This is a genomic window from Paenibacillus sp. FSL W8-0187 (assembly GCF_037969755.1).
In the GTDB taxonomy this organism is placed as follows: Bacteria; Bacillota; Bacilli; order Paenibacillales; family Paenibacillaceae; genus Paenibacillus_AQ.
Genome location: NZ_CP150206.1, coordinates 6382911 through 6396277, shown reverse-complemented (window position 1 = coordinate 6396277; position 13367 = coordinate 6382911). Strand labels below are relative to the sequence as shown.

General features: G+C 47.5%; 12 protein-coding genes. 10 read left to right on the top strand and 2 right to left on the bottom strand.

Translation table 11 applies throughout. The annotated features are described in order from the left end of the window. Nucleotides 1-67 precede the first annotated feature (67 nt). Entirely contained in the window at nt 68-433 is a 366-nt protein-coding gene (locus tag MKY48_RS29195) for a hypothetical protein (protein ID WP_339268092.1), read from the bottom strand. A 202-nt stretch (nt 434-635) separates the two neighbouring features. Here MKY48_RS29195 and MKY48_RS29190 point away from each other — a divergent pair, with 202 nt between their 5' ends. The 3 genes from MKY48_RS29190 (at nt 636) to MKY48_RS29180 (ending at nt 3473) form a co-directional block, all read left to right on the top strand. Further along, on the top strand, nt 636-1214 hold the full coding sequence (locus MKY48_RS29190; protein WP_076325418.1) for a hypothetical protein: 579 nt from the start codon (nt 636-638) through the stop codon (nt 1212-1214). 251 nt (nt 1215-1465) lie between these two features. Then, complete coding sequence (locus MKY48_RS29185) at nt 1466-1915, top strand: MarR family transcriptional regulator (RefSeq protein WP_076325419.1); 450 nt, start codon at nt 1466-1468, stop codon at nt 1913-1915. 52 nt (nt 1916-1967) lie between these two features. After that, nucleotides 1968-3473, top strand: coding sequence for a DHA2 family efflux MFS transporter permease subunit (locus MKY48_RS29180; RefSeq protein ID WP_339268089.1), 1506 nt, complete (start codon nt 1968-1970; stop codon nt 3471-3473). Nucleotides 3474-3592: 119 nt separating this feature from the next. Here MKY48_RS29180 and MKY48_RS29175 read toward each other — a convergent pair whose 3' ends face one another. Continuing rightward, nucleotides 3593-3757 (bottom strand): DUF1328 domain-containing protein, encoded by a 165-nt coding sequence (locus MKY48_RS29175; RefSeq protein WP_006212708.1) that lies wholly within the window; start codon nt 3755-3757, stop codon nt 3593-3595. A 275-nt stretch (nt 3758-4032) separates the two neighbouring features. Between MKY48_RS29175 and MKY48_RS29170 the strand changes: the two genes are divergently transcribed. The 7 genes from MKY48_RS29170 to MKY48_RS29140 all read left to right on the top strand — a co-directional run bounded on the left by MKY48_RS29170 (nt 4033) and on the right by MKY48_RS29140 (nt 13268). Further along, nucleotides 4033-4554 (top strand): DUF948 domain-containing protein, encoded by a 522-nt coding sequence (locus MKY48_RS29170; protein ID WP_339268087.1) that lies wholly within the window; start codon nt 4033-4035, stop codon nt 4552-4554. A 57-nt stretch (nt 4555-4611) separates the two neighbouring features. Continuing rightward, on the top strand, nt 4612-5145 hold the full coding sequence (locus MKY48_RS29165; RefSeq protein WP_339268085.1) for a hypothetical protein: 534 nt from the start codon (nt 4612-4614) through the stop codon (nt 5143-5145). A gap of 85 nt (nt 5146-5230) precedes the next feature. Further along, entirely contained in the window at nt 5231-5572 is a 342-nt protein-coding gene (locus MKY48_RS29160; protein WP_339268083.1) for a general stress protein, read from the top strand. A 231-nt stretch (nt 5573-5803) separates the two neighbouring features. Beyond that, complete coding sequence (locus MKY48_RS29155; RefSeq protein WP_339268082.1) at nt 5804-6979, top strand: SpoIIE family protein phosphatase; 1176 nt, start codon at nt 5804-5806, stop codon at nt 6977-6979. Continuing rightward, on the top strand, nt 6976-10635 hold the full coding sequence (locus tag MKY48_RS29150) for a response regulator (RefSeq protein ID WP_339268080.1): 3660 nt from the start codon (nt 6976-6978) through the stop codon (nt 10633-10635). Before MKY48_RS29155 ends, MKY48_RS29150 begins: the two co-directional genes overlap by 4 nt. 60 nt (nt 10636-10695) lie before the next feature. Then, on the top strand, nt 10696-11568 hold the full coding sequence (locus tag MKY48_RS29145) for a protein-glutamate O-methyltransferase CheR (protein WP_076325426.1): 873 nt from the start codon (nt 10696-10698) through the stop codon (nt 11566-11568). A gap of 20 nt (nt 11569-11588) precedes the next feature. Next, a complete protein-coding gene (locus tag MKY48_RS29140; RefSeq protein ID WP_339268078.1) occupies nt 11589-13268 on the top strand; it encodes a response regulator in 1680 nt (559 codons plus the stop codon). The last annotated feature ends 99 nt before the right edge of the window (nt 13269-13367 follow it).

Here is a 13367-nt window from a genome sequence, read left to right as displayed (position 1 = left end):
TGTCTTGACCTGCCATTTAACCTGCTAGGATACATGAAGGATCATGAAGTCCGGCAGTCATACACGATTACGCTACATAAATCCAAGCTTTACCGAGCCATGTATAAACTTCAATCCATTCCCCGCCAAACACGACACCCGTTCGATTACCGGTTGTGTCGATTTTTTGCGAAGCCAAGGCACCAAGCTTTTCGCCGTTTGGAGCGTTATAGAAGTAGGTTCTTTCCGCAATCTCGATCATAGGTGTAGGCACCAACACGACTTCTTCCGGTTTTATAATAGGCTCTGTCGTCGAGATGGGAGCCGGACCTGAAGTTTCAGTTACCGTCCCCGAAGTTTCGGATACCGTCCCGTTAATCGGGTCTGCGCTTGCTACGGCGGTCAGGGACAGGGTGAGTGCTAGGGCTGCAGTAATGCTTAGTGTTTTTTTCATGGAATAATTCCTCCTTGGGACCGAAGTATGATTTGACACATTATTTTAACACATTATCGTAATAACCACGATTTGGATGTTTTGAACCAAGAAAGTTGGGTACATTTCTCAAATCGTGACAAGTTTCATGGATTCCTATATACTTTGGAGATGGGAAAAGCCTTGTTATTGCAGGAATATCCTATGGGAGGAGGGACTTTGAATGGTACGTCGAAAAAAAAGAGCCGGACGTTTCCTGCTGGGTATATTTGTCCTTCTGCTTGTGATTATCGGTGCGTTGGTCTGGTTTGTTTATCCTACGCAATCTCTTGATATGCGATATCGTTCCGTTGATTTTAAGGACAAGTTGATGACTATGGTATCAAATCGGGATACCCGCATGCTGCTGAGCACAGAAGAAGTCGGGGAACTCAGCAAGAAGAACATGGTCAAATATATGAGCACCCATGACCTGGGCGTAGATATTACAGGCGCCGATTTCATGATGAATGGCACCACAATGACAGCCCGTATGAACGGGCAATGGGGGATCCTTCCCTTTGGCGCTGTGCTGCGCTTTCAAATGTCGGCTGAGGGAAGCCATCTTCACCTGATACATGAATCGACGACGATTCGGGGAGTTGAGATCCCTTTGAATATGTTCCGCCTGGATCCGATTCAAATTTCGCTCAAGGACTATTTACCGGATCTGGTAACTGTGAAAAATGTGAAGTTTCTGTCTGATGGCTTGGAATTGAACTTCACCATGGATTGGATGTCCATTCCGTCGCTATTTAAGTAAAGCAAGGGAATCGGCTAAAGACTCAGACAAGGGAAGAATGTCTGGGTCTTTTTTTGTGTTTTCAAGAGATGTCATTATTTTCAGAAAAAAACTATGAAGAAAATACATATGTAAACATTGACACTATAATCATCCGCCACTATAATCAATAAATGTTTAGAAATAAATGTTTTAGTACTAAAGTATATAGAGGCGAAGATGGCTGTCTCTGTTGAAGGAGTGCTGGACCTTTTAAGGGAGTGTAAAAATACATGTCCATGCGGAATGAAATTCTGGAGTTGGAGATGCTATTTAAGAAGATGGTTCGGACTGTGCATCATGAATGGCAGAAGGAGGGATTTCCTAAACTAGGCAGAACCCAGTATACCGCTTTGGAGATGCTTCATGAACAGGGAGCTTTGAGATTGTCGGATTTGGCCGATTCCATTCATGTGACATGCGGAGCGGTTACAGGCATATCCGATAAATTAATCGAAGGTGGGTTCGCGCGCCGAATAAGGGATACAGCCGACCGAAGAGTTATCCATCTGGAGATCACGCCGCTTGGGCGGGAACTGATCGAACAGTTGGCCAATAAACGTGCCGAGTTGAGCGATTTGTTATACGGTTTTCTAACGGACGAAGAGGTTAAGCAGTTGAGTGTCCTATATCGCAAAATTTTGACGAATGTTGAGCACATCCAAGGTCAGATGTCCACATAGAACAAACAAGCTATATATATGATTTTACTTAGAAAGAGAGTGAAGGCTGCACATGAGTACCCATACCGTTGTTCGCCCCGGCGAGCCTGTTAAGAAAGGCCCTATCATTGCTGCACTTATGATTGGCGCTTTCGTCGCCATTCTTAACCAGACATTGATGAATGTTGCTCTGCCGAGCATCATGGAAAATTTGAGCATCAAACCGACAGTAGCCCAGTGGCTGACCACAGGCTTTATGCTGGTGAACGGGGTCTTGATCCCCGTTACCGCTTATCTGATCGCGCGTTTCTCGACAAGGCAGCTGTTCATCAGTGCGATGACGCTGTTTACGATTGGCACCTTGCTGTGTGCCATCAGCCCCAATTTTGCGTTCCTGCTTACCGGACGCCTCGTTCAGGCTGCGGGTGCAGGTATTTTGATGCCGCTTATGACCGTTGTATTTCTGAATATTTTCCCTGTTGAGAATCGCGGCAAGGCGATGGGGATGATGGGGATCGCTATGATATTTGCTCCTGCTATCGGACCTACGCTTTCCGGATATATTGTGGAGCACTATGATTGGCGTGTGCTGTTCTACATGATTCTGCCTTTCTCGATCATTGCTACATTAATCGGAGTTTTCTTCCTGAAAAACGTTACCGAGGTCAGCCGGCCGAAGCTGGATATGATCGCGATCATTTTGTCCACCTTGGGCTTTGGCGGTTTGCTGTACGGCTTCAGTGATGCCGGGAATGACGGTTGGTCCAGCACGCCGGTTGTTACGACCCTAGCGGTCGGGGCGATCGCCCTCATCCTGTTTGTATGGCGGGAGATGAAGACCGACAATCCGATGCTGGAATTCCGGATATTCAAATACAACATGTTTACGTTAACGACCCTAATCAATGTCATTGTCACGATGGCAATGTATGCCGGCATGATCCTGCTGCCCATTTATCTGCAGCAGATCCGTGGATTCACGCCGGTGGAATCAGGACTTCTCATGCTTCCCGGCGCTATTCTGATGGGGATCATGTCACCGATTACGGGCGCGATCTTCGATAAGGTTGGCGCAAGATGGCTGGCTGTTATCGGTCTGGCGATTACGGTCATTACGACGTGGGAGTTTAGTAATTTGACCGAAACAATGTCTTACAACCACATCATGATCATCTATACGGCCCGCATGTTCGGGATGTCGATGCTTATGATGCCGATCCAGACGGCCGGACTAAATCAACTGCCGCGGAGCTTGAACGCCCACGGTACGGCCATGTCGAATACACTCCGCATGGTTTCCGGCTCGATCGGAACGGCGATTCTTGTTACCGTAATGTCCACCCAGGCCGAGAGCAAAGGGGAAGCCCTGATGCAATCGGGACTATTTGATCCGAAGAATCAGGCTGACCTGCTCAAGCTGGGTAACGAAGCAACCATTTACGGCATTAATTATGCCTTTGTTATTGCCACATGGATCAGCGTCGCTTCTTTGATCTTGGCTTTCTTTATTAAGAAGACGAGACCGGCGGAAGAGCCGAAGACTTCAGGAAATCAGGAGGTTGCAGGAACGAACGTGTAACCCGATCCGATTTTGCTCAGCGCATAACGCATAAAAAGGGTGTCCAATCCGTTTATCAAACGGAGGACACCCTTTTTTTCATTTCCAAATGTGTATATTCAATGCATGGGCTTACAGCGTCACATACTTCGTCTGCGTCCGGTGAAGAGAGAGATCACAAACAGGACAACGAAGATGAAGAACAGCACCTTCGCGATACTGGCTGCAGCCTCAACGATGCCGAAGAAGCCAAAGATCCCTGCAATCAGTGCAACAACTAGAAAAATTACGGACCATTTTAACATCCTATTCACCCTGCTTTCTTTATCGATTTTATTGGATATAGCAAGCAGTCTCAGGAGGCTTCAAGAAGCGGCATATACCCAATTTGAAGCTCGGTAGGGAGCTATCGGCTGTTGCCACAGCGCCCTTCGTAGTGTTCTTTAACCGGGGCGGCAGAGGATGAAACAAGCTGCAGAACAATGGCAGGAATAGCAATCGTCCCTTTGTTTCGTGAGCTGGGGGATAGGGTAACTATTGCGTATCCGAAACCAACATACTTGAAAGTGAGGGACAACGTATGCTAACCCAAATCAGTGTTGCCATTATTGCTGTGGCATTTGCGGTTCTGGTTTTCTTTTTAATCAAGACATTAAAGGCTGCGACACAATCGCTCGAAAAGGTAACAGAAACACTCCAGGATGTCCAAAAGACGGTGGACGAATTGACTTATGAAGTGAAGCAGACCATTCGAAATACGAACGATATTACGGTGGATGTTCAGCATAAGATGAGACAGATCGATCCGGTACTGGATACCGTCAAGAATCTGGGAGAAGCTTTAAGCGAAGTCACCTATGCGGTGAAGCAGGTATCCTCCGGCATGGTTAGCCGCTTTAAGCAATCCCGGATGGAACAGAAGAAAGAGCAGCCTGCCCGTACGGAAGTGCCTTTGACGGCTCAGGATCGTACATTCCAGTCCTATGATGCGGTGTACCAGCATACGGAAGAAGAAGAAAAGTCACGCGGCCGGAATTGGTTAGCCTACGTGGATACAGCGGTTGGTCTGTGGAACAGCTTTCGTCGTCAAAAAGCCAGATAAATGTAAAAAAGCCAAGCCCGGGTATAGCTCTGCAAGCTGAAGAAAGGAGGAGGTCGCATGTGGAATGTCGCACTGTTGATGGTAGGGCTCTTGATTTACTCCGGAGGTGGAGGTGCTGTGGCAGAGCCGCAGCCTTCTGCCGGGATGTCGCCACCGCCTATTATTCATGCCGCATCGGATGTTGGACAAGCACAGACCAGCGACAACTCTACGGAGAGCTATCGAACTTTAAACGGGATTTCGTTAACGGATAACAAGCGCGATGTCATTCGCAAGCTGGGAGCGCCGGCTCAAATTGAGCATGAGGAGCTGACCGGAATGACCAAGCTGGATTACAAAGATTTGGAGGTTGGGGTTCGCAACGGCTACACGGAATATGTTCATGTGAAGCCCTCTGCCGCATCCTTTCAGGTTGAAGACCAGCGTATAGGTATGACAACCAATCAAATTCGGGCATCTCTGGGGAAGCCGTATTTTAAAGCGGAGGACGGGGATGTGTACCTTGAGGACCATCATGCGCTTAAGGTGTTTATTGACCGGAACTCCGGTGAAATTACAGGAATTGATTTGTTTTTCGATTATAGCCAGTAAATTTGTTTCAACCTTAAGAAATCAGGTTAATAACAAATGGACTACAACCTACTGAGGTTTTACACTATTAGGGGAGGTTTTCACAATGGAATTTACCAATACGAAGTCATATGCCAAAGTCGTTGAGAACGGTACGCAAGCGGTTCAGGAAGTTCAGAACCTGCGCCAGTCCGGTTACGATCAGGAGCGAATTTATGTATTGGCTCATGATTCGGACAAGACAAGCCGGATCGTGGATGCATCCGATGCCAACAACGTAGGCATCAAGGAAGAAGGCGTGTTTGATGCCTTTGCGAATTTATTCCGATCCCGCGGCGATGAGCTCCGCGCCAAAATCGTATCGCTTGGCTTCACGGAGGCCGAGGCTGGATTCTATGAGAAACAGCTGGATCTAGGCAAAGTACTCGTCATCGCTAAAAAAGATTAATGACATAACATCGACGGTATGCGTTATAGGACTTAAATCATAGATAAGGAATGAGACCTTGGACGTCTCATTCCTTATCTATGTTTTAAAAGAATGTTCCATAAACCTTGTAAAGGTGGAAGATTCAAGATACAGAGCCTTTTTCTATGGCAATTGATCAGAAGGTTATTATAGTATAATAGTAGGAAAAGGATTTCTATCGTATAATCCGTAACGTTAAGGGAGAGGGCAATGAGAATATTAATCGTAGATGACAATCCGACTAACGTCATTATTATTCGAGAAATCTTAAAAAAGGAAAACTATCAGAATACTTTATCTGCATCTTCAGCCTTGGAAATGCTGGAACATCTGGGGATTGGCGATCGCAGCCGTGAGCTGCATCCCCGGAGAGCGGATATCGATTTGATTCTGCTCGATATGATGATGCCCGAGATGGATGGAATTGAAGCTTGCCGTATTGTACAGCAATATGAGCATTTGAAAGATATACCGATCATTATGGTCACTGCCGTCGGGGATTCCAAGAAGCTGGCGGAAGCGCTGGATGCCGGAGCCGTCGATTATGTGACGAAGCCGATCAACAAGGTGGAGCTTATGGCACGGATTCGTCTGGCGCTCCGGTTGAAGCATGAGAAAGACTGGCATATTGAGAGGGAACAGCGGGTCCAAGCTGAATTGAAGCTTGCGGCCATGGTTCAGAATGCCGTTTTGAGCTCACCAATTGAAGATGATCAGCTTGAGATTCATGCGTTATACCAGCCCTCAGCGGAACTGGCGGGGGATTTGTATGCATGGTACCCGCTTGGCGAAGGCCGTTATGGCGTGATTCTGCTGGATATGATGGGACACGGGATTACTTCGTCCCTATTTTGCATGTTCATCGCTTCGGTTTTGAAGGACACGGTGACAACTTATGTCGAACCGGAGAAGGTGGTTCAGGAATTGAACCGCAGGTTCAATCAGTTAAACCTCGGCGAACAGCTGATACAGTACTATTTTACAGCGATCTATCTTGTTGTAGACACCCGTTTGAAGCGGGTGGACTATGTCAATGCAGGCCATCCTCCGGCTCTTTTCTTTCAGGAAAGCGGGGATGTGATGACCTTGGATCAAGGCTGCTGCCCAGTGGGGTTATTCGACCGGATCGAAGACATGGAGCCTAGAAGCTTTCAGTATGAAGGCGAAGGACACTTGGTTATGTATACGGATGGCCTGCTTGAGCTGGTAGAGGGGGGTCATGACGAGAAGCTGGAGTATTTGAAGGAACATTTGGGCGGCCCTCATCATTGGCGAGAAGATGAAATGAAGGAGCAATATTTTGTGGATGATCCATCGCAGGAGCGAGAGGACGATAAATGCCTGGTTTGGATATCTCTTAAAAAAGGAGAGGAAACCAATCAATGAAGCTTAGGAGCAAGTTAGTCATTGGTTTTACGACTTTACTGGCGCTCATGCTGGTTCTGACCTTGATTGGTTATGACCGAATCACTTATATGAAAGACCAGATGGATCAGGTCTATCAGGAGCGCTATCAAAAGGTACGAAACTCCAGCGCAATGCGCGGAGAGGTCAACGATATGGCGCGTGAGCTTACGAATATGATACTGAGTAATGACCAGTCCACGTACGCTGTGTCCGAACAGGAACTGGAAACGATGACAACACAAACTCAGGCGTATTTTAAAGCGATCAAGGAAAGTGCAAATACCGCCGAAGAGCAGCAATTGTTAGTCCGGATTGATCGTGCGGTGAATCAATATATCGTTTATCAAAACAAGACATTGGAACTATTGGCAAAGAGCAATGCAACAGAGGCCAATCTGCTACGCAGCTCGACTGGACAAGCTGTCCAGGAAGAGATGCTGACGAGTTTGAACGAGCTTAGCAGTTATGAGAACCAGAAGATCAATGATGAAATAACAGCAGCAAAAGCGGCATATGACCGCTCTGTCCAAATGTTCATCTATATCATGGCTGGCGGATTGTTAATCGGAATGCTGGTCATTCTATGGATTCTCCCAAGCATTACCCGGGGCATCAACGTGGTCTCCATGATGCTGAAGAGCTTTGGCGAAGGCAGATTGAAGGCGATCCGTCGTATTAAAGTTACGTCCAAGGATGAGTTTGGCGATGTGGCTCGGGTATTTAAAGACCTGTCGGAAGACATTATTGAGAAGCAGCGTATCGAGGAAACCTATCTCCAGGCGCAGCGTGATCAGTCTTGGCTGAACTCGAATATGGCCAGAGTCACGGAGCTGCTGGAGGGGATCAATTCCCTAGAGGAAGTCGGTCAGCGGTTCATCAGCGAGTTCACGCCAATTTTGGGTGCGCATTATGGAGCTATCTATATCCGTCAAGAAGACAAACATCCGAATAAGTTGGAGATGAAGGGCTCTTACGCCCATGAAGGCGGCGAAGAACCGAAGATTTCTTTCATGATCGGGGAAGGGCTTGTTGGTCAAGTTGCATTCGACAAGAAACCGATCGTACTGAGAAGCGCACCGGAGGATTACATGAAGGTGGAATCCGCATGGGGATCATCGAAGCCGGTATCCGTCATGATCTATCCGATTCTGTTTGAAAATGAAGTGATGGGTGTTATGGAGTTGGCAGCCTTTGAGGAAACAACCTCATTACAGCAGCAGCTAATATCTCAGCTGAGTCAATCTCTTGGCATTATTCTGAACAATATTACAGGCCGTCTGCGGGTGGAGCAGCTGCTGCGCGAATCGCAAGCCATGACCGAGGAACTTCAGGTTCAATCGGAAGAGCTGCAGACCCAGCAAGAAGAGCTTCGCCGTACGAACGAAAATCTGGAGGAGCAAACCAATGCCCTCAAGCGTTCCGAGGACTTGCTGCAGCGCCAGCAGGAAGAGTTGGAGCATTACAATACCGAGCTTGTTGCCAAGACGCGTGCGCTTGAGGAACAGGTGCAGGAAGTGGAAGAGAAGAACGATGAAATCGAGAAGGCGAGAATGCAGCTTGAGCAGCAAGCGAAGCAGCTTTCGATTACAACCAAATATAAGTCGGAGTTCATGGCCAATATGTCCCACGAACTACGGACCCCGCTTAACAGCCTGCTGATATTATCACAGCTGTTGTCGGAGAATAAGGATGGAAATCTGAGCAATAAGCAGATTGAATATGCACAGACTATTTATATGTCGGGCTCCGATCTGCTGAAAATGATTGATGAGATTCTCGATTTGTCCAAAGTGGATGCAGGGAAAATGGAGATCAATTATGAGGATGTTCAGCTTCCGGATATTGAAGCCTTCGTGGAGCAGAATTTTGCCGCCGTTGCATCCCGCAAGCATATTGACCTGGGTGTGCACATTGGTGCAGATATTCCGCAGAGCATTGTCACGGACAGCCATCGTGTGAAGCAAATTCTTCGTAATCTGTTGTCGAACGCCTTTAAATTTACCAATAGCGGCTCTGTCGAGCTGCATGTGGAGAAGGCCGACAAGGAGAAACTTCCGCTTTACTTGAATGCCGAAGCGGATTATGTGGCCTTTGCTGTCAGAGATACCGGTATCGGTATCCCGGCTGATAAAACGGATCTAATCTTTGAAGCCTTCCAGCAGGTAGACGGCACAACCAGCCGTAAATACGGGGGAACCGGGCTTGGTTTATCCATCAGCCGCGAGCTTTCCCGTCTGCTGGGCGGAGGCATTCTGGTTGAATCGGAAGAAGGCAAGGGAAGCTGCTTCACACTCTTCCTGCCAGCTAATCCTCCGGATTTGGTAGAAGGTACACAGCAAGCAGCCGCAGCAATTGAGGCACCACCGGAGCGTAATCTGATCGTGCCGAAGGCAAAGATGATTACGAAAGAGGCTCAGCCATCCGTACAGGTGGATGATGATCGCAACCAGCTCGGACCGACAGATAAAGTGTTGCTTATCATTGAGGATGACGTGAAGTTTGCCAGAATTCTTATGGATATGGCCAGAGGACGCGGCTTCAAGGCGTTGGTTGCATTGCAGGGGGATATCGGTCTGGAGATGGCCAAGTCGTACAAACCGGATGCCATCATCCTGGATATCCAGCTTCCGGTTATTGATGGCTGGTCTGTCATGGGCGAGCTGAAGAGCTCTGCGGTTACGCGCCACATTCCAGTGCATGTCATTTCGGTCGTGGATGAAGTGAAACAAGGATTAATGATGGGAGCGATCGCTTACTTGAAGAAGCCGTCATCCAGGGAAGCGCTGGAGGGCGCGTTTACGCATATCGAATCCTATACGGAAAAATCGATGAAGCATCTGCTGATTGTCGAGGATGATGATATTCAGCGGAATTCCATTATTGAATTGATTGGTCATGACGATGTATCGATTACGGCGGCATCCACAGGCGCCGAAGCGCTCACTGAGCTGCACAAACAGCACTATGATTGTATGGTGCTTGATCTGATGCTGACGGACATGACAGGTTTTGAGCTGCTAGATCAGATCCGCGACGATGAGAAACTGGTGGATCTGCCGATTATTATTTATACAGGCAAGGACCTTGATTCGAAGGAAGAGATGCAGCTACGCAAATATGCGGAGTCGATCATCATTAAAGACGTAAAATCGCCGGAGCGGCTTTTGGATGAAACAACACTGTTCCTCCATCGGGTCGAGGCTGATTTGCCGGAAGATAAGCGTAAAATCCTGCAGAAACTGCACAACAAGGAAGAGCTGTTTGAAGGTAAGAAGATTCTGCTGGTGGACGATGATATCCGCAACGTGTTTGCTCTCTCCAGCGTGCTGGAGGGATACCATATGGAAGTTACCTTCGCTGAGAACGGTCGGGAAGCAATCGAGCTGCTTCAGGAACATCCGGATTATGATCTGGTGTTAATGGATATGATGATGCCGGAGATGGACGGTTATGAAGCGATGCGACGTTTACGCGAAATGCCGGAATTCGAGAAACTGCCGATTATTGCCCTGACAGCCAAAGCCATGAAAGAGGATCGCGCGAAATGTATTGAAGCGGGAGCTTCCGATTATATGAAGAAGCCGATACAAACGGAGCAACTTCTTTCGCTTATGAGGGTTTGGTTGTATTCGTAAGCTGCTTTTGTGGGTAAAGTACAAGTAGCAAATAAACACGGGGAAAGCGGTGCAAGCGTAATGTCATCTAGTGACCATATGGAATCAGAACAACTGTTGTTAACAGAGGAAAGCGAACGTGAGCTGGAACAGATCGAGATTGAGCTTCTTTTGGAAGGAATTCATCGATTCTATGGTTACGACTTTCGCAATTACGCTATTCCCTCATTGAGGCGGAGAATCTGGCATCATGTTCATGCCGAGGGCGTATCCACAATCTCAGCCCTTCAGGATAAAGTACTTCACGACCGTTCTTGTTTTGAACGGCTCATATATAATCTATCAATTCCGGTTACGGAAATGTTCAGGGATCCGAAACTATTCCTGACATTCAGGCAGTCGGTAGTTCCATTGCTTCGTACGTATCCTTATATACGGATTTGGCATGCCGGCTGTTCGACTGGAGAAGAAGTGTATTCCATGGCTATTTTGCTTCATGAAGAGGGACTGTATGAGAAATCCCGGATTTATGCGACAGACATGAATTCACGTTCTCTCCAGCAGGCCAAGGAAGGCGTATTCGACATCAAACGCATGAAGCAATACACCAAGAATTATATGGAGGCGGGCGGTACCCGCTCGTTCTCCGAATACTATACAGCGAAGTACAATTCGGTTATTTTCCAACCGTTTTTGAAGAAAAATATGATATTTGCCGAGCATAATCTGGCAACAGACCGTTCCTTTAACGAGTTTAATGTGATCTTTTGCCGGAATGTCATGATTTATTTTAATGATCAGCTGCGGGATCACGTACATGGATTATTTCACGAGAGTCTAAGCCATTTTGGTATTCTCGTACTGGGTTCTAAAGAGTCTATTCACTTTACGAATTATAGTGAAGCTTATGAGACGCTGGACCGGGTGGAGAAAATATACCGGAAGATTAAATAGAAGTTTTGTAGGAGGATCTCATGGGGTTTCACGAACCGATTCATATTCTGTTGGTAGATGACCGCCCTGAAAACTTACTTGCACTCGAAGCTGTTCTGGACAGCGAACAATACACGCTCATCAAAGCTACTTCAGGGGAAGAGGCTTTGCGATATCTCTTGAAGTATGATTTTGCCGTGATTGTTCTTGATGTACAAATGCCCGGCATGGACGGTATCGAAACAGCAAGGCTGATCAAGGCGAGAGACAAGACAAAGGATATTCCGATTATATTCATTTCCGCGAACAGCAAGGATGCGGAGCATCTTTTTGCAGGATACTCCGCGGGGGCGATCGACTATATGGTTAAACCCTTTATCCCTCAAATCTTAAAGTCCAAGATCGAGGGTTTTGTCGATATGTACCGGACCAATAACAGGCTGAAAATTCAGTCCATGCAGTTGCACCAGAAGACCCAGGAGCTTGAAAAGATTAATCAGGAACTTGTGCTGGCCAAGGAAGAAGCGGAGATTGCCGCCAAAGCAAAAACGGAATTTCTGGCGATGATGAGTCACGAGATCCGCACGCCGATGAATGGCGTCATCGGGATGATTGATTTGCTGATGGACAGCGACCTCCAGGATGAACAGCGGGAATACGCAACGATTATCCGCAACAGCGCGGATGCCTTGGTTAACATCATTAATGACATTCTGGATTTTTCCAAGATGGAATCAGGCAAAATGGAGCTCGAGGAATATCCGTTCGATCTCAAGTCCTGCGTTCAGGAAGTGTTTGGTTTGTTCTCTGGAGAAGCCTCCAAGAAGAATCTGGAGCTTACGTATTATATCGAGGATCAAATTCCTGCGATCATATTCGGGGATATGGGACGCCTTCGTCAAGTGTTGGTGAATCTGGTATCCAATGCCGTGAAGTTTACGAATGAGGGCGGCGTGTATTTGGTTGTTTCGCTTGCCCAAGCTGAAGAGAACCGGTTAACCCTTGAATTCACAGTGAAGGATACGGGGATCGGAATCTCATCCAAGAAACTTGATCGGTTATTCAAGCCGTTCTCTCAATTGGATTCCTCGATGACAAGGCGCTATGGTGGAACAGGACTTGGGCTTGCGATCTGTAAATCGCTCGTACAGATGATGGGCGGAGAGATCGCGGTTGAGTCCATAGAAGGCAAGGGAGCCACCTTCGTATTTACGATCTGCGTTCATACGCATGAGGAAGAGTATCATCGACTCCGGGAAGAGGAGCGTTCGGCAAGATATCGTGTGCATGGGGAGAGGCAGCCAAACATCCTGATTGTGGACGATCATCCAATTAATCGAAAACTGATGGAAAGCATGCTGGCAAAGATGGGGATGAAAGCGGATATGGCGGAGGACGGCAGGCAGGCGGTTGATATGGTTGCCGGTCCTAAAGTCTACGACATGATCTTCATGGATTTGCAGATGCCAGTTATGGATGGTCTTGAAGCAGCGCGTCTGATCCGCCAGATGAAACCGGAGGCTGAGCCTCCCGTTCTGGTTGCGATGACGGCTAATGTGATGGACGGGATTCAGAAGCGCTGCTTTGACGCGGGCATGAATGAATATATCAGCAAGCCGGTCAAAATCAGCTGTGTGAAGCATCTGATATCCCGGTATGTACCGGTAGGACCGGAAGGATGGGATATCAGCCCAAGCCCTGTTCGCATCATCAACGGTTAGCGCAGCAATCGGTTTCCATATATTAGCGTGTCTACAACCCACCTAACCTGTTTCAACAAGCGAGATAACGGGTTATGTAAAGGGAAAACAAATGATTGG

Coding starts and splice junctions, on each gene's coding strand:
- MKY48_RS29155 (WP_339268082.1), top strand. CDS start 5,804: ATGAGAATATTAATCGTAGATGACAATCCGACTAACGTCATTATTATT.
- MKY48_RS29145 (WP_076325426.1), top strand. CDS start 10,696: ATGTCATCTAGTGACCATATGGAATCAGAACAACTGTTGTTAACAGAG.
- MKY48_RS29195 (WP_339268092.1), bottom strand. CDS start 433: ATGAAAAAAACACTAAGCATTACTGCAGCCCTAGCACTCACCCTGTCC.
- MKY48_RS29160 (WP_339268083.1), top strand. CDS start 5,231: ATGGAATTTACCAATACGAAGTCATATGCCAAAGTCGTTGAGAACGGT.
- MKY48_RS29170 (WP_339268087.1), top strand. CDS start 4,033: ATGCTAACCCAAATCAGTGTTGCCATTATTGCTGTGGCATTTGCGGTT.
- MKY48_RS29185 (WP_076325419.1), top strand. CDS start 1,466: ATGTCCATGCGGAATGAAATTCTGGAGTTGGAGATGCTATTTAAGAAG.
- MKY48_RS29190 (WP_076325418.1), top strand. CDS start 636: ATGGTACGTCGAAAAAAAAGAGCCGGACGTTTCCTGCTGGGTATATTT.
- MKY48_RS29180 (WP_339268089.1), top strand. CDS start 1,968: ATGAGTACCCATACCGTTGTTCGCCCCGGCGAGCCTGTTAAGAAAGGC.
- MKY48_RS29150 (WP_339268080.1), top strand. CDS start 6,976: ATGAAGCTTAGGAGCAAGTTAGTCATTGGTTTTACGACTTTACTGGCG.
- MKY48_RS29165 (WP_339268085.1), top strand. CDS start 4,612: ATGTGGAATGTCGCACTGTTGATGGTAGGGCTCTTGATTTACTCCGGA.
- MKY48_RS29175 (WP_006212708.1), bottom strand. CDS start 3,757: ATGTTAAAATGGTCCGTAATTTTTCTAGTTGTTGCACTGATTGCAGGG.
- MKY48_RS29140 (WP_339268078.1), top strand. CDS start 11,589: ATGGGGTTTCACGAACCGATTCATATTCTGTTGGTAGATGACCGCCCT.